Genomic DNA, 22,200 nt, shown 5'->3' on the forward strand with positions numbered 1-22,200 from the left:
GGTTGCTTCCGTCGCGTTCGATGCACCGCTTTCGCCCCCATTTTTCACTCGGCTGAATACCATTTCACATTGTGGAAGATAGTGGCATCCGACATGCATCCGTATATCCCGTTGCGCAAAACATGATTCCGCGATGCGGAAGCGAGCACATAAGCCATTGAAACTACACAGTAATTTTTGTTTTCAAGTCTTATATAAGACATAAGAGACATCAAGGCCGCATGCCTTAAGATGAACCCATGAGTTTCGCTCTTCCTTCGATTTACTTTTGACTTTTCATGGAGTCCGACATGTCCGAGTACCAGAACGATATCCAGGCCATCGCCACCCTCAAGCAGCGCTACGGCAGCGGCTGGGATGCCATCAACCCCGAATCCGCAGCCCGCATGCGCGCCCAGAATCGCTTCAAGACCGGCCTGGACATCGCCCGCTACACGGCCGCCATCATGCGCCGCGACATGGCGAACTACGATGCCGATCCGTCCCTATACACCCAGTCGCTGGGCTGCTGGCACGGCTTCATCGGGCAGCAGAAGCTGATCTCGATCAAGAAACACTTCAACAACACCGATCGCCGCTACCTGTACCTGTCGGGCTGGATGATCGCCGCCCTGCGCTCGGAATTCGGCCCGCTGCCGGACCAGTCGATGCACGAGAAGACCGCGGTGCCGGCGCTGATCAAGGAGCTGTACACCTTCCTGCGCCAGGCCGACGCCCGTGAGCTGGGCGGCCTGTTCCGCCAGCTGGACAAGGCTGCAACCCCGGCGGCGCGCGCGGCCATCCAGGACCGGATCGACAATTTCGTGACGCACGTCGTGCCCATCATCGCCGACATCGACGCCGGCTTCGGCAACGCGGAAGCGACCTATCTGCTGGCCAGGCAGATGATCGAAGCGGGCGCCTGCTGCATCCAGCTCGAAAACCAGGTGTCGGACGAAAAGCAGTGCGGCCACCAGGACGGCAAGGTCACGGTCCCGCACGAAGACTTCCTGGCCAAGATCCGCGCCGTGCGCTATGCCTTCCTCGAACTGGGTGTGGACGACGGCGTCATCGTGGCCCGTACCGACTCGCTGGGCGCCGGCCTGACCAAGCAGATCGCCTACTCGCGTGAACCGGGCGACCTGGGCGACCAGTACAACAGCTTCCTGGATGTGGAAGAAATCACGCCGGCGCAACTTGGCAATGGCGACGTCGTCATCCAGCGCGACGGCAAGCTGCTGCGTCCGAAGCGCCTGCCCAGCAACCTGTTCCAGTTCCGCGCAGGCACCGGCGAAGCGCGCTGCGTCCTCGACTGCATCACGTCGCTGCAGAACGGCGCCGACCTGCTGTGGATCGAGACCGAGAAACCGCACATCGGCCAGATCGGCGGCATGGTGCGCGAGATCCGCAAGGTCATCCCGAACGCGAAGCTCGTGTACAACAACAGCCCGTCGTTCAACTGGACGCTGAACTTCCGCCAGCAGGTGTACGACGGCATGAAGGACCGCGGCGAGGACGTCTCCGGCTACGAGCGTTCGCAACTGATGAGCGCGGAATACGACGACTCGATCCTGGCGAAAGTGGCGGATGAGCGCATCCGCACGTTCCAGGCCGACGCCGCGCGCGACGCGGGCATCTTCCACCACCTGATCACGCTGCCGACGTACCACACGGCCGCCCTGTCCACGGACAACCTCGCCAGGGAGTATTTCGGCGACCAGGGCATGCTGGGCTACGTGGCCGGCGTGCAGCGCAAGGAGATCCGCCAGGGCATCGCCTGCGTCAGGCACCAGAACATGTCCGGCTCGGACCTGGGCGACGACCACAAGGAATACTTCAGCGGCGAGGCCGCGCTGAAGGCCGCCGGCCAGCACAACACGATGAACCAGTTCTGACCGGTCTCACCGGGCCGGCCGCGTGCCGGTCCGCCGGGCAGCCCGGGCGCGGCCATTCGGCGGCGCCCGGGCTGTCGTACTCTCGGGTGGGTACTATAAACCCGAAGCGGGCGTTGCTCTACTCGACTGCGATTGAGACCAGGTACCGCTCAAGCTCATTAGGTTGCGCGTGGCTTACCCTGTCCTCAATCATTTCAAGTGCCAGAAAACCTTCGTGCTGCGTGATGGATTGCCGTTCCTTTGAAGAGAGAGTCCGTCCAAGTTTCTCCTCACAGGTTTCGATGATTTTGTTGTGCCACTTGGCTGCGAGTTCTGCATCACCCATAACGGCGCCCCCCATGTGTTCGCCCATGAAAAACCGACCAGCCAACGACTGCTTCAGGGCCGATTGCGGAGGACCGCAAAGGCCCAGTGTACGCCGCGGTCGCTCCCGGAACAACGAACAGGATCTGTCAAGCGTCCTGAGGCTCCACCGGTTCCCCGGCAGGTTCGCCCTGCCCTTCCGGCTGGCGCGCCAGCGTGCGGATGGCCTTCGGGGTACAGCCGTATTCTTCCTTGAACAGGCGGTTGAAGTACGAGACGTTGGCATACCCCACCGAGAGCGCGATCTCGGCGACGGTCGTTTCGCCTTGTTCGGCGAGCAGTCGCGCAGCCTCCGTCAGGCGCAGCTTGTTCAGGTAGCTGGTGAACGTCATGCCGAGTTCCGATTTCAGCACGTCGTTGACCTTCTTGCGGTTCGTCCCCGTCGCGGACACCACGGTATCCAGGTCCAGTCCGGGGTCCGTGTAATGCGTCGCGATGTACCGCAGTACCGACGCCTTTTCCTTGTCGCGGTGCGGCTCCAGCGTCAGCTGGCGGTAGGCGACGAGCGGGACGTCGTTCTTGAGGTGCGCATCCAGGCTCGCGACCAGCGCGCGCGCGTGCGCGCGGAAGAACCAGATGCCGAACGCGATCCATCCCGCCGCCACGATACCGGCCAACCAGGATAGATAACGATAATCGCGGCCGCGCAGCGTGAGCTTGCTGATCTCGACCCGGGCCGGGACGCCGCGAGGGCTCTGCGCCGTGGTCCCGAATACCATCCGCTCCACGCGATCCAGCGTGTACTCCTGGTGCGACACGTCGCGGTGCATCGCCTCCAGCCACCATTCGGGGAGCGTCAGCCGCGTCAGGTCCAGGGTCACGGGCACACCGGTGTCGTTGCACGAGAAGTACGTCAGGGCCGGCGGATAGGTCAGGTACTTGCCGGACTGCGAAGTGCGTTCCTCGAACGTGGAGACGATGAACGACATGGAATTGGCGGGCGCGCAGCGGGCGACGAACGAGATGGTGTCGTACATCGACAGGTCCACCATGACCGGCCTGTCCTTGCCGTCGCGCGCCAGCAGATCCCCGGAGACGCTGCCACCGTCGCCCGTCGCCGGCAGGTTCATGTCGAAGCGCAGACTGTCGCGCGCCGTGTAGTCGAGCCGGACGACGTGCGCTTCCCAGGGCCACGGGTCCGATGTGGAACCGAAGCGCCAGCGGGTCACCTGGTCGTCGCGCCCGTCGTAGGCCGGCAGCAGGGGCAGCGACAGATAACTCCGATCGACCAGCACGACGGCGAGCAACGCGTCCGCAAGCACGACCAGGACGAACGCGAGCAGCGCCTTTTTATAGAACTGTTGCATAGGGCATGGCAGGTAAGTGTCTCCAGGCGCCACCTCTGCTGGGTGACGTCAACGGCATCATAGCAGCCTGCCCACGCGAGACCGCGATTTCACCCGTACGGTGCCACCCCGTTGCGTGCATGCAACGGGGTGGCACCGGCCTTGCCGGATCAGTCGGACTTGCCGGTCCCCAGCAGTGCCGCTTCGCCCCAGGTGACCGGCAGCAGCGCGTTGTCGCCGCCCGTGCTGCGCGCCACCAGCTCGATCACCTTGACGCCGGCGACATCGACCGTCAGCGCCTGCGCCGCCTGGCCCCAGCGCAGCGCCTTGCTCTTCGCCAGCAGCTTGCCGTCGCCGTAGACCATGAACGTCACGGCCTGCTTGCGGTCGTGCGCGGAGTCGTCGACGCCCACCTGGGTGCTCAGGCGGCCGTAGCCATGATTGCGTACCTCGAGCCGGGAATTGGCCAGGATGCCGATGCCGGCCGTGAACTGCTTGCCGCCGATCTGCAGGACCTGGTTGTACGGCGTGCTGTCGGCGCGCGCGCCGCCCCAGCCGGCATACATCGGCCGTTCGCCCGGGCCCTTGCTGCCGGTCCAGCCGTTCGACGAGCGGAAGACCGTGGGATCGGCCTGCGGCGTGGTGACGCCGTCCACGGCCGGATTCACGCTACCCGGCTGCTCGGACAGGTAGATGCCCTGGGCCAGCGCCCGCGTGCCGTGGACGCGGAAGATCTTCGTCTCGCGCGGCGCCACGCGCACCTTCGTCTCGTTCGTGAACGTGGACGTCTCCTTGCTCCAGAGGTCCGTCAACGTGACCGGCGCGTCCTTGCGGAACTTCAGCTGCTCGGCCGTCAGATCGGCGTCGATCGGCCCGAAGCCGCGGTTGAACACGGCGATGGCCTTGTCGCCCGAGGCCAGCTGTTTCACGAGGATCTGCAGGTCGTCGGCGTCGTACGCGAGCACCGCCTGGTTGCCCGCCGGGTCCTGGTTGACGGCGATGATGTCGGTATTGCCGAAGATGTCGATCAGCGCCTGCGGCGTTTTCGTCAGGTCGGCGCCCGTCATCAGCGGCGCGTTCATGATGGCCCAGAGGGAGAAGTGCGAACGGGCTTCGACCAGGTGGTTCGCATCGAACTCGCCCGCGCCGATGAACAGCATGTCGGGGTCGTTCCAGCTGCCCGGATGCCCGTACAGCTCGCGCCTGACCACGCTGTCGTAGTTGCTGAGCAGGCGGGTCCAGTACGGACGGATGTCGTCGCTCGTGCGCGACAGGTTGCCGAAGTTCTTGCCCCAGGCGCGCACGTCGCCCGAGCCCCAGACGCACAGCGACAGCAGGAAATCGCCATCAGGCTTGTTGCGCTTGAGGGCCGCGTTGATCTGGTCGAATTCCGCCTGCACCGCCGGGATGTTCGAACGCGTGACCGATTCCAGGTCCAGCACGGGCGTCAGCGCGCGGAACTGGCCCGAACGGACTTTCGGGCTGTCGGCGCCGTAGGCACGCACGCCGCAGCCGTCGACCTTGATGAAATCGAAGTTCCAGTCCGAGAAGAACAGCTTGATGTCCTGGTCGATATGGCCATACAGGCCCACTTCGCGTTCGAGCATGCTGCCCTTCGGCAGGTTCGGATCGTCGCCGCCATAGGCCTGCGAGCAGGTGTTGCGGCCGAGGTCGGAATAAATGCCGGCCTTCAGGCCCATCGCGTGCAGCTTGTCGGTGAGGGGCCGGAAGCCGCCCTTGACCGACGACGGGAACTGGTCGGCCCGGACTTCGAGGCGGCCGTCCGGGACCGCGCGGCGCTGCGCCCAGCCGTCGTCGATGTTGACGTAGCGGTAGCCCTTGGCGGCCAGGCCACTGTCGACGAGGCGCTGGGCCGATCCGACGATCTTCGCTTCGTCGATATTCGTGCCGAACGCGTTCCAGCTGCTCCAGCCCATCGGCGGCGTCGATGCGCGACCGGCGGTATAGGCACTCCAGTGTGCCGTCGGCGCCAGCGGATCGGTTGCCGCATGCGACATCGCCGTCGCAAACAGCAGGGGGATCAAGGCCAGGCGCGGCAGCCGGCACGAGGTTCGTTGGTGTTGCATCGCAGTCTCCAATCAGTTGCGTTAGTTTTTTTGTGTCAGTGTACGTCGAGCTGGAACGGCGCGGCCGGCAGGTCGTCGCCACCGAACAGGTTCACGAACGGCGAATCGGCCCAGGCATAGCGCACACGCGTGACGTCCGGCGCACCGGCGCCGGGCAGCACCACCGTGTCGCCGTGCACGCGCGCATCAGTGTAGCGGCAGGTCTTGCCCGCGCATACCTCGAATCCGATCGCGCGGTCGGACGAATACGTCGCCAGGCCGCTGCCCACGTCCTTGTAGGCGATGACGATGTCGTTGCCGGCCCGGCGCGCGGAGACCGCGGTCGGGCTGCCGGGCGCCGACTTTTCGCCATACGCGACCGCGCGTGCCGCGCGCGCCAGGCGCTCGCCGACGATCGTCTTCTGCGTCGGGTGGATGTCGAAGCGGTCGCCCACGTCCATCGTGACGGCGAGGCCCGCATGGGCATCATGCGCCACCGCGTCCGCCTGCGCCGCGCGCAGCTCGGCCCAGCCGGAGTCACCCGGCATCTTCGCCGTCGAACCGAACGACGTCAACTGCACGACGAGGAAAGGCAGCGCCGGCTGGCCGAAGCGCTGGCGCCAGTCGCGCATCAGCATGGGCAGCAGCGCGCGGTATTCCTCCGCCGCACCGGCGTTCGCCTCGCCCTGGTACCAGGCGGCCAGCTTGAATTTGTAGCCGACGAGCGGCGCGATCATGCCGTTGTACAGCGTCGTCAGGCTGGTCGGGACATCCCATGGCGGCGGCGGCACGGACTGGCCTTTCAGCGCGCTGCCGCGCTTGACCTTCCACGCGGCCGGCAGCGGAATCGCCTGGCCATCCGCGAGGCCGATCGTGCGGAAGGACGCCTGGCCCGTCAGCCCGCCGCCCTGCCCTCCGTTCAGCACGCGCATGACGATCACGTTGCGGCCGGGCTTGAACGCGCCGGCGGGCACGGTGTAATCGCGCCACGTCCAGGACTGGCCGGCCCCGCCCACGTACACGCCGTTGACCCAGGTGCTGTCCCAGGTATCCACTGGGCCCAGGCGCAGCGCGTTCGCGGCATTCGCCTGCGCTTCCGTCAGCGTAACGGCCGTGCGGTACCAGGTCACGCCATCGAAGTCCTTGAAGCCGGCGACGCCGCTGTCCTTCCACGAGCCGCTCGGGGTGACGGCCGGCCAGGCGCTGTCGTCGAAATCCGGCGCGACGTATGCACGCTGCGCGGCTGTCGCCGCGTCGTGCGCGCGCCACCAGGCTTCGGTGCGCACGTCCTCGGCGCGCATCGCGGCGGCGGCGTCGGTGCCGTACTGCGCGACGGCGTCCACGCGGGCCGCGTAGTCGCCGAATGGGCGCAGCGATTCGGCGCCGATCCAGCTCTGGATCGTCGTGCCGCCCCAGCTGGCGTTGATGAAGCCGACCGGCACCTTGTAGCTGGCCTGCAGCGAGCGCGCCATGTAATAGCAGACGGCGGAGGCATCGCCCACCGTTTCCGCCTTCACCGGCGTCCACGCGACCGGGCCTTTCAGCTCGTCCTGCGGCGTCGCCGCGCTGTTCTTCTGCACGTTCAGGAAGCGCAGGCTGTCGTTCGGTGGCCCGTACGTGGGGGCCAGGGCATTGGTCGACGCGCGCTGGAGGAATTCCATGTTCGACTGGCCGGAGCACAGGTAGACGTCGCCGACGAGGATGTCGGCGCGGCTGACCGCCTGCCCGTCCGACGTGACCTTCAGCGTGTACGGCCCGCCGGCGGGCTGCGGCGGCAGCTGGATCTTCCACTTGCCGTGCGCGTCCGCGCTGCCGCTCGCCGTCTGCCCGCCCAGCGTGACGGTGAGCTTGCGGCCGGCGTCGGCCGTACCCCACACGGCGATGGGCTGGTCGCGCTGCAGCACCGCGTGGTCGGAAAAGATGCGGGCCAGGCCGAGTTCGGCGGCCTGGGCAGGCAGGCTCGTGCAGGCGGAGGCCAGTGCCAGCAGGGGCACGGCCAACCGTATTGTCTCTTTCATGATTCCTCGTTGGTATCGTTGGGCGCGTTAATGTTTGCGCATATCATTTTAATGTAATCGCAATGTTATACCAACGACGATGTTGCCGCATCTAGTGAAATATGCCAGTCCACGAGAAATTTTGCTCACAACCGTTCCCGGACGTGCGCGATGCCCTGGTCGTCGTAGACCGAATACACCGCCGCCAGCATGTCTTCCAGCTCGGGCGAGCGGTCCATGTGGCGCACGCTGAAGAAGATCGGCGACACGGCATGCCGGTCTTCGATCGGCCGGTACACGACATGCCGGTGGTGCATCCCCTGCACGCTGTCCGGGACGATGGCAATGCCCTGCCCGGCCGCGACGAGGCCCATCGCGATCTGCAGCTCGCGCACCTCGGTCACATGGTCCGGCACCAAATTCGCGTCGCGGAAGGCCGCCAGCACCTGGTCGGCAAAGCTCGGACGCGGCGCCTGCGGATAGACGAGCAGCGGCTCGTGGATCAGCTCCGTCAGGCGCAGGCCGCCTTCCTTTGCCGCCAGCCGGTGGCCGGGGAACAGCGCCACGACCATCGGCTCTTCACGCAACAGGATGCGGCGGATGCTCGCGTCCTCGCTCTTGATGCGGCCGAAGCCGACGTCGATGCGGCCCTCCTTCAGCGCCTTGAGCTGCTCCACTGTCGTCATCTCGTGCAGGGTCATGTCGACCTCGGGGTGGGCTTCGCGGTAGCGGCGGATGATGTCGGGCAGGAGGCCGTACAGCGTGGACGCGACGAAGCCGACGGACAGCTTGCGTTCCAGCTTGCCCACGCGCTGCGTCATCGTACGCAGGTCGTGCACCTGGTCGAGCAGCGCCTTCGCATGCGCGTAAAAGAACGCGCCGGCCTCGGTCAGGCGCAGCGGCCGCGCGCCTTTTTCGATCAGCACCACGCCGAGATCCTCTTCCAGTTGCTGGATCTGCCGGCTCAGCGGCGGCTGGGCGATGTGCAGCCGTTCGGCGGCGCGCGTGAAGTTCCGCTCTTCCGCCACGGCCACGAAGTAACGCAAATGCCTCAGCTCCATCTCTATACCTATTAAGTATCGAGCTCATACCAAAACGGTGTTGGACGCCCGTCGTTGTGGGGAATATCGTGACATCACCTCAGCGAATTATACGCATCAAATATGATCCAAACCATCGACACGTTCCTGCTCGACGTCCCGACGATCCGGCCCCACAAGCTCTCGGTGGCGACGATGCACACGCAGACACTGGTCCTGGTCCGCATCCGCTGCGCCGACGGCATCCAGGGCTGGGGCGAAGCCACCACCATCGGTGGCCTGGCCTACGGCGAGGAAAGCCCGGAAAGCATCAAGGCGAATATCGACACCCATATCGCGCCGCTGCTGATCGGCATGGACGCTGCCCGGCCCGCGCAGGCGATGGCGAAGGTGCGCAAGGCCATCCAGGGCAACCGCTTCGCCAAGTGCGCGCTCGAGACGGCGCTGCTGGATGCGCAGGCGCGCCGGGTGAACGTGCCGCTGTCCGAACTGCTGGGCGGCCGCGTGCGCGACACGCTGCCGGTGGCCTGGACGCTGGCGAGCGGCGATACGGCGAAGGACATCGCGGAAGCGGAACACATGCTGGAGATCCGCCGCCACCGCATCTTCAAGCTGAAGATCGGCCTGCGCAGCGTGGACGCCGACGTGGCCCACGTGCTGGCGATCAAGCGCGCCGTGGGCGACCGCGCCAGCGTGCGCGTGGACGTCAACCAGGCGTGGAGCGAAACGGACGCGGTGCGCGGCATCGCGCAGCTGGAAGCGGGCGGCGTCGACCTGGTCGAGCAGCCGGTGCCGGCCCACCAGGGCGCCGCGCTGGCGCGCCTCGCACGCCGTTTCGACGTCGCCATCATGGCCGACGAGGCGTTGCACGGACCGGTCGACGCGCTGCAGCTGGCCCGCATCGACGCCGCCGACGTCTACGCCGTCAAGATCGCGCAGTCCGGCGGCCTGATGCCGGCGCTGGAAGTCGCATCCGTCGCCCGGCTGGCCGGCATCGGCCTGTACGGCGGCACGATGCTCGAAGGCGGCATCGGCACCGCGGCCAGCGCCCACGTCTTTGCGACGTTCGCCGACCTCGCGTGGGACACGGAATTGTTCGGTCCCCTGCTGCTGACGGAAGAAGTACTGCGCGAGCCGCTCGTGTACCGCGACTTCGAACTGCAGGTGCCGGTCCGCCCCGGGCTGGGCGTCGAGATCGACACCGACAAGCTGCGCGCCTTGCAGCGCAAATAAGGAGACCGCCATGCTCTTCCACGTACGAATGAACGTCAACCTGCCCGCATCGCTGGCCCCTGAAGAATCCGCAACGCTCAGGCAGGCCGAAAAAGACCTCGCCCAGCGCCTGCAGCGGGAGGGCAAATGGCGCCATCTGTGGCGCATCGCCGGCCAGTACGCCAACGTCAGCATCTTCGACGTCGACAGCGTCGACGAGCTGCACGCGCTGCTGACGGCCCTGCCCCTGTTCCCCCACATGCAGATCGACGTGATGCCGCTGTGCCGCCATCCCTCCTCGATCGCTGCCTGCGACCGTTGAACATCCACCACCACAAAGGAGACAGACATGAATCACGCAGACATCGAACGCCTAGCCAGGAGCTGGGTCGTGGACGCCGCCGACCGCCCCGCCGACCCGCGCGTGCAGCAGGTCGTGCTGCGCCTGCTGGGCGACCTGTGCAAGGCGATCGAAGACCTCGACATCACCCCGACCGAATTCTGGCACGGCGTGTCGTACATGGCGGCCGCCGGTGCCGCGGGCGAACTGGGCCTGCTGGCCGCGGGCCTGGGCCTGGAACGCTTCCTCGACATCCGCGCCGACGACGCCGAACAACAGGCCGGGCTGGCCGGCGGCACGCCGCGCACCATCGAAGGCCCGCTGTACGTGGCCGGCGCGCCGGCAAGCGTCGGTTTCGCCCGCCTGGACGACGGTACGGAGGCCGACCGCGGCGACGTCCTGTTCATGCAGGGTACCGTGTTCGACGAGGATGGCAAGCCGGTGCCGGGCGCGAAGGTCGAGGTGTGGCATGCGAACCTGCTGGGCAACTACTCGTTCTTCGACCCGACTCAGTCGCCGTTCAACCTGCGCCGCACCATCGTCACCGACGAGCATGGCCGCTACCAGTTCCGCTCGATCATCCCGGTCGGCTACGGTTGCCCGCCGGACGGCACGACGCAGCAACTCCTTGATCTGCTGGGCCGGCACGGGCAGCGTCCGGCGCACATCCACTTTTTCGTGAGCGCGCCCGGGCACCGCAAGCTGACCACGCAGATCAACATCGACGGCGACGAGTACCTGTGGGACGACTTCGCATTCGCCAGCCGCCCGGGCCTGGTGCCGCCCGTGCAGCGCATCGATGACCCGGCCCGGATCGACGCGAAGCGCCTGGACAAACCGTTCGCCTCGATCGACTTCGACTTCCACCTGTACCGCGACACCGACGCCGCCCCGACCACGCTGGTCGACCGCCCCCGCGCCGCCGCCTGAGGAGCCGCCATGATTCCGATCGTTCCCGTCGACGCGTTCAGGCCCAAGTCCCTGGACGACTACCTGGTCGAGGATGCCGCCACCGGCGACCATCGCCTGCATCGCAGCGCCTTCACGGACGAAGCCCTGTTCGATCTCGAGATGCGGCACATCTTCGAGGGCAACTGGATCTACCTCGCGCACGAGAGCCAGGTCGCCAACGTCAACGACTATTACACGACGCACATCGGCCGCCAGCCGGTGTTCATCGCCCGCAACCGCAACGGCGAGCTGAATGCGTTCATCAACGCCTGCAGCCACCGCGGCGCCCAGTTGTGCCGCCACAAGCGCGGCAACAAGGCGACGTACACCTGTCCGTTCCACGGCTGGACCTTCAACAACGGCGGCAAGCTGCTGAAGGTGAAGGATCCGGAATCCGCCGGCTACCCGGAGTGCTTCAACAGGGAAGGCTCGCACGACCTGAAAAAGCTGGCGCGCTTCGGCAGCTACAAGGGCTTCCTGTTCGGCAGCCTGAATCCGGACGTGGCGCCGCTGGACGAATTCCTCGGCGAGGCCGGCAAGATCATCGACATGATCGTCAACCAGTCGCCCGAAGGCCTGGAAGTGCTGCGCGGGTCGTCGATCTACACGTTCGACGGCAACTGGAAACTGCAGGCCGAGAACGGCGCCGACGGCTACCACGTGACGGCCGTGCACTGGAACTATGCGGCCACGACCAACCGCAGGAAGCAGGAGGATGCTACCGGCGAGGACAGGATCCGCGCGATGGATGCGGGCAACTGGGGGCGCCAGGGCGGCGGGTTCCATGCGTTCGAACACGGCCATATCCTGCTGTGGTCGCAGTGGGCGAATCCGGAAGACCGGCCGAACTTCGCGCGCCATGCGGAGTATGTCGAGAAGTACGGCCGCGCGACGGCCGACTGGATGGTCGGACGCTCGCGCAACCTGTGCCTGTACCCGAACGTCTACCTGATGGACCAGTTCAGTTCCCAGATCCGCGTGCTGCGCCCGCTGGCCGTGGACAAGACCGAGGTAACGATCTACTGCATCGCGCCGAAAGGCGAATCGGCCGAGGCACGCGCCCACCGCATCCGCCAGTACGAGGATTTCTTCAACGTCAGCGGCATGGCGACGCCGGACGACCTGGAAGAATTCCGCGCCTGCCAGCAGGGCTACAACGGCGCCGCGATGCAGTGGAACGACATGTGCCGCGGCGCGACACACTGGATCCAGGGCGCGGACGATGCGGCGACGGACATCGGCCTCGCGCCCCTGATGAGCGGCGTGCGCACGGAGGACGAGGGCCTGTACACGATCCAGCACCGCTACTGGCTGGACGTGATGAAGAAGGCGTTCGAGGCACAGGGAGACGCGAAATGAGCGCGCTGACCATGCACGACATCGAGGCCTTCCTGTACCGCGAAGCGCGCCTGCTCGACGACGAGCAGTGGGACGACTGGCTGCAGTGCTATGCGCCGGAAGCGCGCTTCTGGATGCCGTCATGGGACGACGACGGCCGGCTCGTGGAAGACCCGGAACGCGAAATCTCGCTGATCTTCTACCCGGACCGCCAGGGCCTGGAAGACCGCGTCTTCCGCATCAAGACCGAACGTTCCAGCGCGACGATTCCCGACACCCGCACGAGCCATAACATCGCCAACGTGGAACTGGAACAGGTCGACGGCAGCCGCCACACGGTGCGCTTCAACTGGCACACGCTGAGCCACCGCTACCACACGACCCACAGCTATTTCGGCATGTCGCGCTACGTGATCGATTTTTCCGGTCGCGCAGCGCGGATCCTGGACAAATACGTCGTCCTGAAGAACGACTACATCAGCCAGGTCATCGACATCTATCACATCTGAAACAGGAGACGGCCATGCCTCACACGATCGCGCTGCAGTTCGAAGACGGCGTCACGCGCTTCATCGGCTGCAACCCCAACGAAAAACTGTCCGACGCGGCCTATCGCCAGAAGGTCAATATCCCCCTCGATTGCCGCGACGGCGCCTGCGGCACCTGCCGCGGGCTGTGCGAATCCGGCACGTACGACATGCCGCCGGACAGCTACATCGAGGACGCGCTCGAGGCAAAGGACGCCGCATCCGGCCACGTGCTGGCCTGCCAGATGCGTCCCACGTCGGACTGCGTCGTGCGCATCCCGGCCACGTCCGCCGCCTGCAGGACGGGCGTGGCCGACTTCCCCGCCAAGGTCGCCTCGGTGACGCAGTTGTCGCCGTCGACGATCCGTCTTGCGGTGACGCTCGACCATCCCGACCAGCTGGACTTCCTGCCCGGCCAGTACGTGAACGTGACCGTGCCGGGCACGGACCAGACCCGTTCGTACTCGTTCAGCTCCGCGCCGGGTGCGCCGGACGCCAGCTTCGTGGTGCGCAACGTGCCGGATGGCCTGATGAGCACGTGGCTGACGGGCCAGGCGCGGCCCGGGCAACCCCTGTCGTTCTCCGGTCCGTACGGCAGCTTCTATCTGCGGCCCGTGATGCGCCCGGTGCTGATGCTGGCCGGCGGCACCGGCATCGCGCCGTTCCTGTCCATGCTCGACGTGCTGGCGGCGAAAGGCTTCCCGCATCCGGTACGACTCGTGTATGCCGTGACCAACGATCACGACCTCGCCGGCCTGGAGCAGCTGGACCGCATCGCCGCCGTCCATCCGCAATTCGAGTACGTGACGTGCGTGGCGGCCGAGGGAAGCCACCATCCCCGCAAGGGTTACGCCACCGCCCACGTGGAACCTGGCTGGATGAACGGCGGCGATGTGGACGTCTACCTGTGCGGTCCGGTACCGATGGTCGACGCCGTGCGCGGCTGGCTGGAGAACACGGGCATCCGGCCCCACGCGTTCCATTTCGAGAAGTTCTCGGCCACGAGCACCGCCGGAGGTGCCGCATGATCCATCCGGACCGCTTCGGCGGGCAGGTGATGGTCGTCACCGGCGCCGCCCAGGGCATCGGGCGCGGCGTCGCTCTCGCGGCCGCCCGCGAGGGCGCGCGGCTGGTATTGGCCGACCGCTCGCCGCTCGTGCACGAGGTGGCGCAGGAAGCACGCGCCGCCGGCGCGCAGGCCGTCGTCTGCGAAGTCGACCTGGAGACGTGGACCGGTGCGCGCGCGCTCGCCGAACGGGCGCTGGCGGACTGCGGCCGCATCGACATCCTCGTCAACAACGTCGGCGGCACCATCTGGGCCAAACCGTACGAAGAGTACGAGGAAGCCCAGATCGAGGCCGAGATCCGCCGCTCGCTGTTTCCCACGCTGTGGTGCTGCCGCGCCGTGCTGCCGGCGATGATCGCGGCGCGCGCGGGCAGCATCGTCAACGTGTCGTCGGTGGCCACGCGCGGCATCTACCGCGTCCCCTATTCGGCGGCGAAAGGCGGCGTCAATGCGCTGACGGCGAGCCTGGCGATGGAACACGCGCAGGACGGCATCCGCGTCAACGCCGTGGCGACGGGCGGGACGGAAGCGCCGCCGCGCAGGGTGCAGCGCAACCCGGACCCGCCGAGCGCACGGGAACAGGCCTGGTACCAGGGCATCGTCGACCAGACCACGGCATCGAGCCTGATGCACCGCTACGGCACCATCGCCGAACAGGTGGCCGCGATCCTGTTCCTCGCGTCCAGCGAAGCGTCGTACGTCACCGGCACCGTGCTGCCCGTGGGCGGCGGCGACCAGGGGTGATGTCATGCACCTCATTCAGGTGGATGACGTGCGCCTGCATGTGCGCACCGACGGCGATCCGGCCGGGCCCTGCATCGTGCTGTCGAATTCCCTCGGCACCGATCTCTCCATGTGGAACGCGCAGGCTGCCGCCCTCGCCCGCGACTTTCACGTCGTGCGCTACGACACGCGCGGCCACGGGCGTTCGACACTGGGCACGGCCGCCGTCACGCTGGAGCGCCTGGGCCGCGATGTCGTCGGCCTGCTCGATGCACTGGCGATCCCGCACGCACGCTTCTGCGGCATCTCGATGGGCGGGCTGACCGGGCAATGGCTGGGCATCCACGCGCCGCACCGGTTCGATGGCCTCGTACTGGCCAACACGGCGGCGCGGATCGGCACCGCCGAGGGCTGGCGCGCGCGCGCCGCGCGGGTCAGGCGCGAAGGCATGGACGGCGTTGCCGACGGCGCCGCCGCGCGCTGGTTCACGGACGGCTTCATCGCGCGCGAACAGCATGTCGTAGAGCGCATGATCGGACGCCTGCGCGAGCAGTCGCCCGCGGGCTATGCGGCGTGTTGCGACGCGCTGGCGCAGGCCGACCTGCGCGCCGCACTGGGTACGATCGCCGTGCCGACACTAATCGTCGCCGGTGCGGCGGATCCGGTGACCACCGTCGCCGACGCCGTCTGGATGCGGGAGCGGATCCGCGGGGCGAGCGTCGTCACCCTGGCCGCCTCGCACATCTCGAACATCGAAGCCGAAGCCTCGTTCACGAGCGCCGTGCGGGCGCTTTGCACCAATTGAGCCCATGCGGTGCAACAACGAGTTATTTCACGCTGTTGTATCTACGCAAATATTACCTCATGCGCTGGACGAAAATATTGCCTCTCGGATATATTGCCGCCTCAACAATTAGATGAGGTTTTTGAAATGAAACGCATTATCCTGGCAGCTATCGCAACCATCGCATGCAACCTGGCCCTGGCCGCCGAACCGGGCGCCTACGTGAGCGCCAGCGTGGGCTCGGCCGAGCAGAAACTCGCATTCGACGGTTTCGACATCTCCAAGAGCGACACCGCCTTCCAGGTCGCCACCGGCTATCGCTACAACGAGAACTTCGGTGTCGAACTGGGCTACACCAACCTGGGCAAGGCCGAACTCTCGTCGCAAGGCGATTCGGTGTCGTCCAAGCCGCAAGCAGTGCACCTGGCCGTTACCGGCAGCTATAACCTGACCCCGGAATTCGCCTTCACCGGCAAGCTGGGCGCGGCTCACACCCGCACCAGGCTGACGGCCAGGAGCGGCACCATGTCGGAGTCGGACACGGAATCGGAAAACAGCCTGATGGTCGGCATCGGCATGAGCTACAAGGTCGCGCCGGGCGTCGACGTGATCGCCGAGTACCAGGACTTCGGCAAGATCGTCAAGGGTGACGGCGCCGACCTGAAGGCGCACGTCGTGTCGGTGGGCGTACGCTACAGCTTCTAAACCCGTGACGGCAGGTTGCCGACACGGCGCTCTTCGCAGCGCCGTGTCGCTGTCCCGCCTATTGTTTTTCAGCGGCGGTCAAACGGTGGTCCGCGACCGGTTCGACGACGCGGCCGCGGTCTCCCTGAGTCTGGCCAGGCTGCGCCGGCCGGCCGCCCGCCAGGTCGGCGCGCGGCGGCGCGGCCAGCAGATGGGGACCGATCTCGCGCACCGATTTCACGCCGGTCAGCACCATATTGGTCCGCAGGTCCTTGGCCATGATGTCCAGCAGTTTTTCCACGCCGGCCTGGCCCATGGTCGCCAGCGCGTAGACGAACGCGCGGCCGAGGAGGACGCCATCGGCACCCAGGGCCAGCATGCGGAACACGTCGGTACCGGTGCGCACGCCGCCGTCGGCGAAGATGGTCATCCTGCCCTTCACCGCGTCGGCAATGTCCGGCAAGGCCTGCGCCGTCGAGATCGCCCCGTCGAGCTGGCGCCCGCCATGGTTCGACACGACGATACCGTCCGCACCGAAGGCGAGCGCGTCGCGCGCATCGCCGGCATCGAGGATGCCCTTGATGACCAGCTTGCCCTTCCACTCGTCGCGGATCCATTGCAAGTCATGCCAGGCGATGGCCGGATCGAAGTTGGCGCCGAGCCAGCCGATATAGTCTTCCAGGCCGGTGACCTCGCCGCGATACGCCGAGATGTTGCCGAGATCGTGAGGACGGCCGAGCAGGCCGACATCCCAGGCCCAGCGCGGATGCAGCATCGCCTGCACGATGCGCCGCAACGACGCATTCGGCCCGCTCATGCCGCTGTGGGCATCGCGATACCGTGCCCCCGGCACCGGCATGTCGACCGTGAACACGAGGTTCGTCGCGCCGAGTTCGCGCGCACGTTGCATCACGTCGCGCATGAAGGCGCGGTCCTTCAGCACGTAGAGCTGGAACCAGATCGGCTTCGATGCGGCCGCCGCGACCTCGGACAGCGGGCACACCGACACAGTCGACTGGATGAACGGGATATTGCGCCGGTCGGCCGCGCGCACCGCCTGGACTTCGCCGCGGCGCGCGTACATGCCGGTCAGGCCGACGGGCGCCAGTGCGATCGGCAGGTCGTAGTGCTGGCCGAACCAGTCGGCGCCCAGGTCGAGCTGTTCGGCACCGCGCAGCACGCGCTGGCGCAGCCTGACCGATTGCAGCTCGCTCACGTTGGCACGCAGGGTCTCCTCGGCGCCTGCACCGCCGTCGAGATAGTGGAACAGGAAAGGCGGCAGCTTGCGGCGGGCCGCCTCGCGGAAATCGGTTGCGGATGAAATGATCATGGTTCGGATAAGTGACGAGATTCGCGGTACGGGACCGCATCAGGTCAGTGATGCTAGCACGACCGCGGCCTCGCCTACGAGCGCGATGCGCCCGGCAACTGCGCTACGATGAACCAGGACCGGCCGTGCGCGGGCCATGGAACAGCGTCGAGGGCAGGTGCGGCTCGACCATCGGGCGCCCGTCCATGGCGCGGCCGGGATTGTTGCCGCCCAGCGGGAACGGCAGGTCAAGATGCGTCCAGGTGGCGCCGCGATCGCTGGAAGCAAAGATGCGGCCGTTGGCCACGAACGTGTACTTGCCGGTGGCAATGTAGATGGGCTGGTCGTTGTTCGGATCGAGGAGGATGCTTTCGATGCCGCGGAATCTGCTCTGCGCGGCGCTCGCACCGATTCCGCCGGCGATCGGTGTCCAGCTCATCGTGATCGGGTCCCAGCGGTAGGCGCCGCCGATGTCGGTACGTGCGTACAGGACGTTCGCCGACGTCGGATGGAAGGCAAGGCCCGTGACGGATCCCTCGCCGCCCCGCTTGATGTTGCTCCAGGTGGTCGGCGGCGGCGTTGGTGTCGGAGCGGGCACGCCTGCACTCGCAAGCGATCCTCCACCGGCGCCGCAACCGGCCAGCACGATCATGGCCACGAGTACGGCTGAGCGAAATGCCCGGGCATTCCGCGCCGGCGATTGCGTCAGGGTGCTCATTCGCATTTTGCTAACCATGTTTGGCGTCGAAACCTCGTGCCAAGATATGCGCCCTGTCTACGTTACTCTAACGTTTATTGCGCAAATTCCCGTCGTGTGCAGAAATTGCTATGAAATTCGGTCGCTTGTCTTAGCGGTCAGTCGGCGGCAGATGACCGCTGTCCGGATCGCAGCGGACTTTGGACCATACGCATTCGCCACAACCTGACCCCACGGCGGACGAAAGTCCCGAAGCTTCCCCGCCTTTCTACCCGACGACCATGCGACCCACACCTACCCTCCTCTCTGCATTCACCCCGACCGGCAAGCTGCGCGCCTCCATCAACCTCGGCAATCCTATCCTCGCCTGCCAGGGCGACGGCGGCGGCGCGCGCGGCGTGTCCGTCGACCTGGCGGGCGAACTCGCGCGGCGCCTCGGCGTGGACCTGGAACTGGTCGTCGTGGACGCCGCCGGCAAGTCGGTCGACGTCGTCGCGTCGGAACAGGCGGACATCGGCTTCTTCGCCATCGATCCGGTGCGCGGCGCCAATATCGCGTTCAGCGCGGCCTATGTGCTGATCGAAGGCTGCTATCTCGTGAAGGACGGCTCGCCGATTCGCGCCAACGAGGACGTCGACCGGGACGCGCACCGGGTCGTCGTCGGCAAGGGCAGCGCCTACGACCTGTTCCTGACGCGGCATTTGCAACACGCGCGGATCGAGCGCTCGCCGACGTCGCCCGCCGTGGTCGACACGTTCCTGGAACTCGGCGCCGACGTCGCGGCGGGCGTGAAGCAGCAACTGGAAGCGGATGCGCGGCGCCTGGGCGGCCTGCGCCTGCTCGACGGCCGCTTCATGGTCATCCAGCAGGCGATAGGGGTGCCGAGATCGCGCGGCGCGGAAGCAGCGGCATTCCTGGCGGCATTCGTCGAAGAGATGAAAGCGGGCGGGTTCGTGGCCGACGCGCTTGCACGCCACGGCATCGAGGGCGCGTCGGTCGCGCCAGGCGCGGCCGGGTAAGGGACGGCTGCGCCGGCGATCACATGGCGTGACGGTTCATACAGACGGTCCCGCAGGATCCTGTTCGCCCGGTTGAGTCGCGAGGGCCCGGAACGCCTTGGGTGTACAGCCGTACTCTTCCTTGTCATGGCCGGGTCCGGCAGCCAGCCCACGCTGATCTGCGGTTTTGCCGTCGCGTTGTACTTACGCAACGCGGCGGCGGCCACCGAGGCCGCTGCACCGTCCTGAACCACCGTCAAGGAGCGGTGTGGAGAGAAACCGAGAGGCGAGGACGTGAGTCGAACACGTCTGAACGGCTTTGCAAGCCGTCGCATAACCGCTTTGCTACCTCGCCGTGGATGATCTTATGTCGGACGCCCGGGCTGCGAACTGTGCCGCATCAAGCGATCCAACTCACGAGTGCGGCACTCCAATGCCGGTTTCTGGTCAAATATACACCCGGCCCTGCTTCGGAGGCAACATGAACGTCCTGTCCAATATCCCGCCCAGTGAACAACGGCGCGAAGCCAGTACCTGGCAGGGTGGCGCGCGGCCCCGGTATCCCGAGGCCAGCGTCGAGCATGCCCATATCGACCTCGCGCTGAATGCCGCACTGGGACGCCTCACCGGCTACGTGTCGCCGGCCGCCCTGGCCAGCGCCTGGCAGGACTGGGCCAATCACCTGCTGCTGTCGCCCGCCAAGCAGATGGAACTGGGCGTCCAGGCCATCAGCAACGTGCAGCGCTGGCTGCAGTACAGTACCAGCGCCATGTTCGGCACGGCCGCCGAGCCCGTGCAGCCGCTGGCGCAGGACAAGCGCTTCAACGATCCGCTGTGGCATGCCTGGCCCTGGAACCAGATGAGCCAGGGCTTCCTGCTCACGCAGCAATGGTGGCACCGGGCCACCTCGGGCGTGCGCGGCGTGTCTTCGCACCACAGCGACGTGGTCACCTTCATCACGCGCCAGTTGCTGGACGGTGTCGCGCCACCGAACTTCGTCGCCACCAATCCCGTCGCGCAGCAGGTCACGCTCGCCAGCGGCGGCCAGAACCTGGTGCACGGGCTGCTCCGCGCCGGCACCGACCTGCGCCGCACGCTGGCGGGCACCTCGGCGCCCGTCAGCTACCTGCCCGGACGGGATGTCGCCGTTACGCCCGGCAAGGTTGTCCTGGAAAACCACCTGATCGAGCTGCTACGCTACGATCCCGTCACGCCACAGGTGCATGCCGTGCCACTGCTGATCGTGCCGGCCTGGATCATGAAGTACTACATCCTCGACCTCTCCCCGCACAACTCGCTCGTGCGCTACCTCGTCGAGCATGGCCATACGGTCTACATGATCTCGTGGAAGAATCCGCAGGCGGACGACCGCGACCTGTCGCTGGACGACTACCGCCGCCTTGGCGTGATGGCCGCGCTGGATGCGGTCGTGCGGGAGACCGGCGCGCCCCAGGTCAATGCCTGTGGCTATTGCCTGGGAGGCACGCTGCTGGCGATCGCGGCCGCGGCCATGGCGCGCGACGGCGACGAGCGGCTCGCCAGCATGACGTTGCTGGCGGGGCAGGTCGATTTCACGGAACCGGGTGAGTTGTCCCTGTTCATCGACGAAAGCCAGGTCAGCTTCCTGGAAGCCGTCATGTGGCAGCAGGGCTATCTCGACACGCGCCAGATGGCCGGCGCCTTCCAGCTGCTGCGCTCGAACGACCTGATCTGGTCGCGGCGCGTGCGCCACTACCTGCTCGACATCCCGGACCACGACAACGACCTCGCATCATGGAACGCGGACGCCACCCGCATGCCCTTCCGCATGCATTCGCAATACCTGCGCAACCTGTTCCTGAAGAATAGCCTGGCGAGCGCGCGCCTTGTCGTCGACGGCCGGCCCGTGTCGCTGACCGACATCCACATCCCCATCTTTGCGGTGGGCACGATGACGGACCACGTGGCGCCGTGGCGCTCGGTCTACAAGATCATTCCGCTCAGCGATACGTCCGTGACATTTCTGCTGACGACGGGCGGCCACAATGCCGGCGTCGTCTCACCGCCGGGCAAGCCGGGCCGCAGCTACCAGGTGAGCACGCACGAGCACGACGGGCCGTACATCGATCCCGATACCTGGCAGGCCGAAACCCGCCAGCGCGAAGGCAGCTGGTGGCCGGCCTGGGAGCACTGGCTGGCGCGCCAGGCCGGGGCGTGCGTGGATCCTCCTCCTCCGCCGCGCAGCCTGCGCGACGCGCCCGGCAACTATGTGCTGCAGCCATGAGCGCGGACAAGCTTGCGCCGGCAGTACTAGGCCCCCAGCGCCAGCAGCGCCTCCAGCACGGCGTGATCTGTCGTCCGGTTCAACAGCCGGACCGCATCCGCCGGCGTGACGAGGTGCACGGCCTGTGATTCCCACCCCATGTTGGCCGGGTGGCCGCCGATGCGCCGCGCCACGTAGAAGCGCGTGTAGGTCTGCGTGCGGCTGAAGTCCCCGAGCCACGCCGTCGGCTCCACGAGCAGGCCCGACTCTTCCCAGACTTCGCGGATGGCGGTTGCCTGCAGCGCCACGCCGGGTTCCACGCGGCCCTTCGGGAATGTCGTCGCATAGCCGCCGAACCCGTTCGACGGCGCGACGAGCCATATCCTGCCGTCCGGCTCGCGCACGACGGCACCGGCCGCGGCCCGCTTGCCGGGCGGGGGTTCGAAGGGCGGCTCGGCAACGCCGCCCTCCACAGCCACGCGCCGGCAGGCGGCCTCGACGTCCGCCGCCGTGCAGGTCACGAACGGTACGCCGTGCAGCACGTCCGCGCAGGCGCTGCCCGGCACGAACGTCACGCCGGCACGCGGGTCGGCCAAGCGTGCCAGGTTCGCTTCGCACGAGGGCGCGCGCAGGCGCACCCTGGCGCCGTGCTCGTCCGGGTGGGGGTGATAGGTCCAGGTGTCGTCCATGGCGATCGTGGTTG

General features: G+C 66.7%; 19 protein-coding genes and 1 tRNA gene. 12 read left to right on the forward strand and 8 right to left on the reverse strand.

Features of this window, described 5'->3' with window-relative positions:
• Nucleotides 1–290: 290 nt before the first annotated feature.
• Nucleotides 291–1,874: an isocitrate lyase gene (locus AC1DYX_RS07960; protein WP_477258045.1), complete on the forward strand. Its 1,584-nt coding sequence runs from the start codon at nt 291–293 to the stop codon at nt 1,872–1,874.
• A gap of 452 nt (nt 1,875–2,326) precedes the next feature.
• Here AC1DYX_RS07960 and AC1DYX_RS07965 read toward each other — a convergent pair whose 3' ends face one another.
• From AC1DYX_RS07965 to AC1DYX_RS07980, 4 genes are all read right to left on the reverse strand, one after another.
• Nucleotides 2,327–3,544, reverse strand: a complete 1,218-nt coding sequence (locus AC1DYX_RS07965) for a helix-turn-helix domain-containing protein (protein WP_477258047.1) — start codon at nt 3,542–3,544, stop codon at nt 2,327–2,329.
• A 149-nt stretch (nt 3,545–3,693) separates the two neighbouring features.
• Nucleotides 3,694–5,610 (reverse strand): NPCBM/NEW2 domain-containing protein, encoded by a 1,917-nt coding sequence (locus tag AC1DYX_RS07970; RefSeq protein WP_477258049.1) that lies wholly within the window; start codon nt 5,608–5,610, stop codon nt 3,694–3,696.
• A gap of 35 nt (nt 5,611–5,645) precedes the next feature.
• Nucleotides 5,646–7,607 carry a sialate O-acetylesterase gene (locus AC1DYX_RS07975; RefSeq protein WP_477258051.1) on the reverse strand — a complete coding sequence of 654 codons (1,962 nt, stop codon included), beginning with the start codon at nt 7,605–7,607 and terminating at the stop codon, nt 5,646–5,648.
• A gap of 125 nt (nt 7,608–7,732) precedes the next feature.
• A complete protein-coding gene (locus AC1DYX_RS07980; protein ID WP_477258053.1) occupies nt 7,733–8,647 on the reverse strand; it encodes a LysR substrate-binding domain-containing protein in 915 nt (304 codons plus the stop codon).
• Nucleotides 8,648–8,749: 102 nt separating this feature from the next.
• On the opposite strand from AC1DYX_RS07980, the gene AC1DYX_RS07985 reads away from it, so the two are divergent.
• The 9 genes from AC1DYX_RS07985 to AC1DYX_RS08025 all read left to right on the forward strand — a co-directional run bounded on the left by AC1DYX_RS07985 (nt 8,750) and on the right by AC1DYX_RS08025 (nt 16,272).
• A complete protein-coding gene (locus tag AC1DYX_RS07985) occupies nt 8,750–9,859 on the forward strand; it encodes a muconate/chloromuconate family cycloisomerase (RefSeq protein WP_477258055.1) in 1,110 nt (369 codons plus the stop codon).
• Between the two features lie 10 nt (nt 9,860–9,869).
• Complete coding sequence (gene catC, locus AC1DYX_RS07990; protein WP_477258057.1) at nt 9,870–10,160, forward strand: muconolactone Delta-isomerase; 291 nt, start codon at nt 9,870–9,872, stop codon at nt 10,158–10,160.
• Between the two features lie 27 nt (nt 10,161–10,187).
• The gene (catA, locus tag AC1DYX_RS07995; protein ID WP_477258059.1) at nt 10,188–11,108 is read left to right on the forward strand and encodes a catechol 1,2-dioxygenase; all 921 of its coding nucleotides are present in this window, start codon (nt 10,188–10,190) and stop codon (nt 11,106–11,108) included.
• Between the two features lie 9 nt (nt 11,109–11,117).
• Nucleotides 11,118–12,488 (forward strand): benzoate 1,2-dioxygenase large subunit, encoded by a 1,371-nt coding sequence (benA, locus tag AC1DYX_RS08000; RefSeq protein ID WP_477258061.1) that lies wholly within the window; start codon nt 11,118–11,120, stop codon nt 12,486–12,488.
• A complete protein-coding gene (benB, locus tag AC1DYX_RS08005; protein WP_477258063.1) occupies nt 12,485–12,976 on the forward strand; it encodes a benzoate 1,2-dioxygenase small subunit in 492 nt (163 codons plus the stop codon). Before benA ends, benB begins: the two co-directional genes overlap by 4 nt.
• A gap of 14 nt (nt 12,977–12,990) precedes the next feature.
• Nucleotides 12,991–14,022: a benzoate 1,2-dioxygenase electron transfer component BenC gene (gene benC, locus AC1DYX_RS08010; protein WP_477258065.1), complete on the forward strand. Its 1,032-nt coding sequence runs from the start codon at nt 12,991–12,993 to the stop codon at nt 14,020–14,022.
• Nucleotides 14,019–14,804 (forward strand): 1,6-dihydroxycyclohexa-2,4-diene-1-carboxylate dehydrogenase, encoded by a 786-nt coding sequence (locus AC1DYX_RS08015; protein WP_477258067.1) that lies wholly within the window; start codon nt 14,019–14,021, stop codon nt 14,802–14,804. The genes benC and AC1DYX_RS08015 overlap by 4 nt, the downstream gene beginning before the upstream one ends.
• 4 nt (nt 14,805–14,808) lie before the next feature.
• Complete coding sequence (gene pcaD / locus AC1DYX_RS08020; RefSeq protein ID WP_477258069.1) at nt 14,809–15,588, forward strand: 3-oxoadipate enol-lactonase; 780 nt, start codon at nt 14,809–14,811, stop codon at nt 15,586–15,588.
• Between the two features lie 126 nt (nt 15,589–15,714).
• The gene (locus AC1DYX_RS08025; protein ID WP_477258071.1) at nt 15,715–16,272 is read left to right on the forward strand and encodes an outer membrane beta-barrel protein; all 558 of its coding nucleotides are present in this window, start codon (nt 15,715–15,717) and stop codon (nt 16,270–16,272) included.
• Between the two features lie 58 nt (nt 16,273–16,330).
• On the opposite strand, the gene lldD is transcribed toward AC1DYX_RS08025, so the two are convergent.
• Both lldD and AC1DYX_RS08035 read right to left on the reverse strand, forming a co-directional pair.
• Nucleotides 16,331–17,581: an FMN-dependent L-lactate dehydrogenase LldD gene (gene lldD, locus AC1DYX_RS08030; RefSeq protein WP_477258073.1), complete on the reverse strand. Its 1,251-nt coding sequence runs from the start codon at nt 17,579–17,581 to the stop codon at nt 16,331–16,333.
• 103 nt (nt 17,582–17,684) lie between these two features.
• The gene (locus AC1DYX_RS08035) at nt 17,685–18,278 is read right to left on the reverse strand and encodes a hypothetical protein (RefSeq protein ID WP_477258075.1); all 594 of its coding nucleotides are present in this window, start codon (nt 18,276–18,278) and stop codon (nt 17,685–17,687) included.
• A gap of 260 nt (nt 18,279–18,538) precedes the next feature.
• Between AC1DYX_RS08035 and AC1DYX_RS08040 the strand changes: the two genes are divergently transcribed.
• Complete coding sequence (locus AC1DYX_RS08040; protein ID WP_477258077.1) at nt 18,539–19,276, forward strand: ABC transporter substrate-binding protein; 738 nt, start codon at nt 18,539–18,541, stop codon at nt 19,274–19,276.
• A gap of 263 nt (nt 19,277–19,539) precedes the next feature.
• Here AC1DYX_RS08040 and AC1DYX_RS08045 read toward each other — a convergent pair.
• Nucleotides 19,540–19,610: transfer RNA gene (locus AC1DYX_RS08045), tRNA-Cys, on the reverse strand.
• Between the two features lie 126 nt (nt 19,611–19,736).
• Here AC1DYX_RS08045 and AC1DYX_RS08050 point away from each other — a divergent pair.
• A complete protein-coding gene (locus AC1DYX_RS08050) occupies nt 19,737–21,518 on the forward strand; it encodes a PHA/PHB synthase family protein (RefSeq protein WP_477258079.1) in 1,782 nt (593 codons plus the stop codon).
• 26 nt (nt 21,519–21,544) lie between these two features.
• Here the strand turns inward: AC1DYX_RS08050 and AC1DYX_RS08055 are convergent, their stop codons facing one another.
• Nucleotides 21,545–22,186 carry an NUDIX hydrolase gene (locus AC1DYX_RS08055; protein ID WP_477258081.1) on the reverse strand — a complete coding sequence of 214 codons (642 nt, stop codon included), beginning with the start codon at nt 22,184–22,186 and terminating at the stop codon, nt 21,545–21,547.
• Between the last annotated feature and the right edge of the window lie 14 nt (nt 22,187–22,200).

Source organism: Massilia sp. P2_C2 (assembly GCF_056404615.1).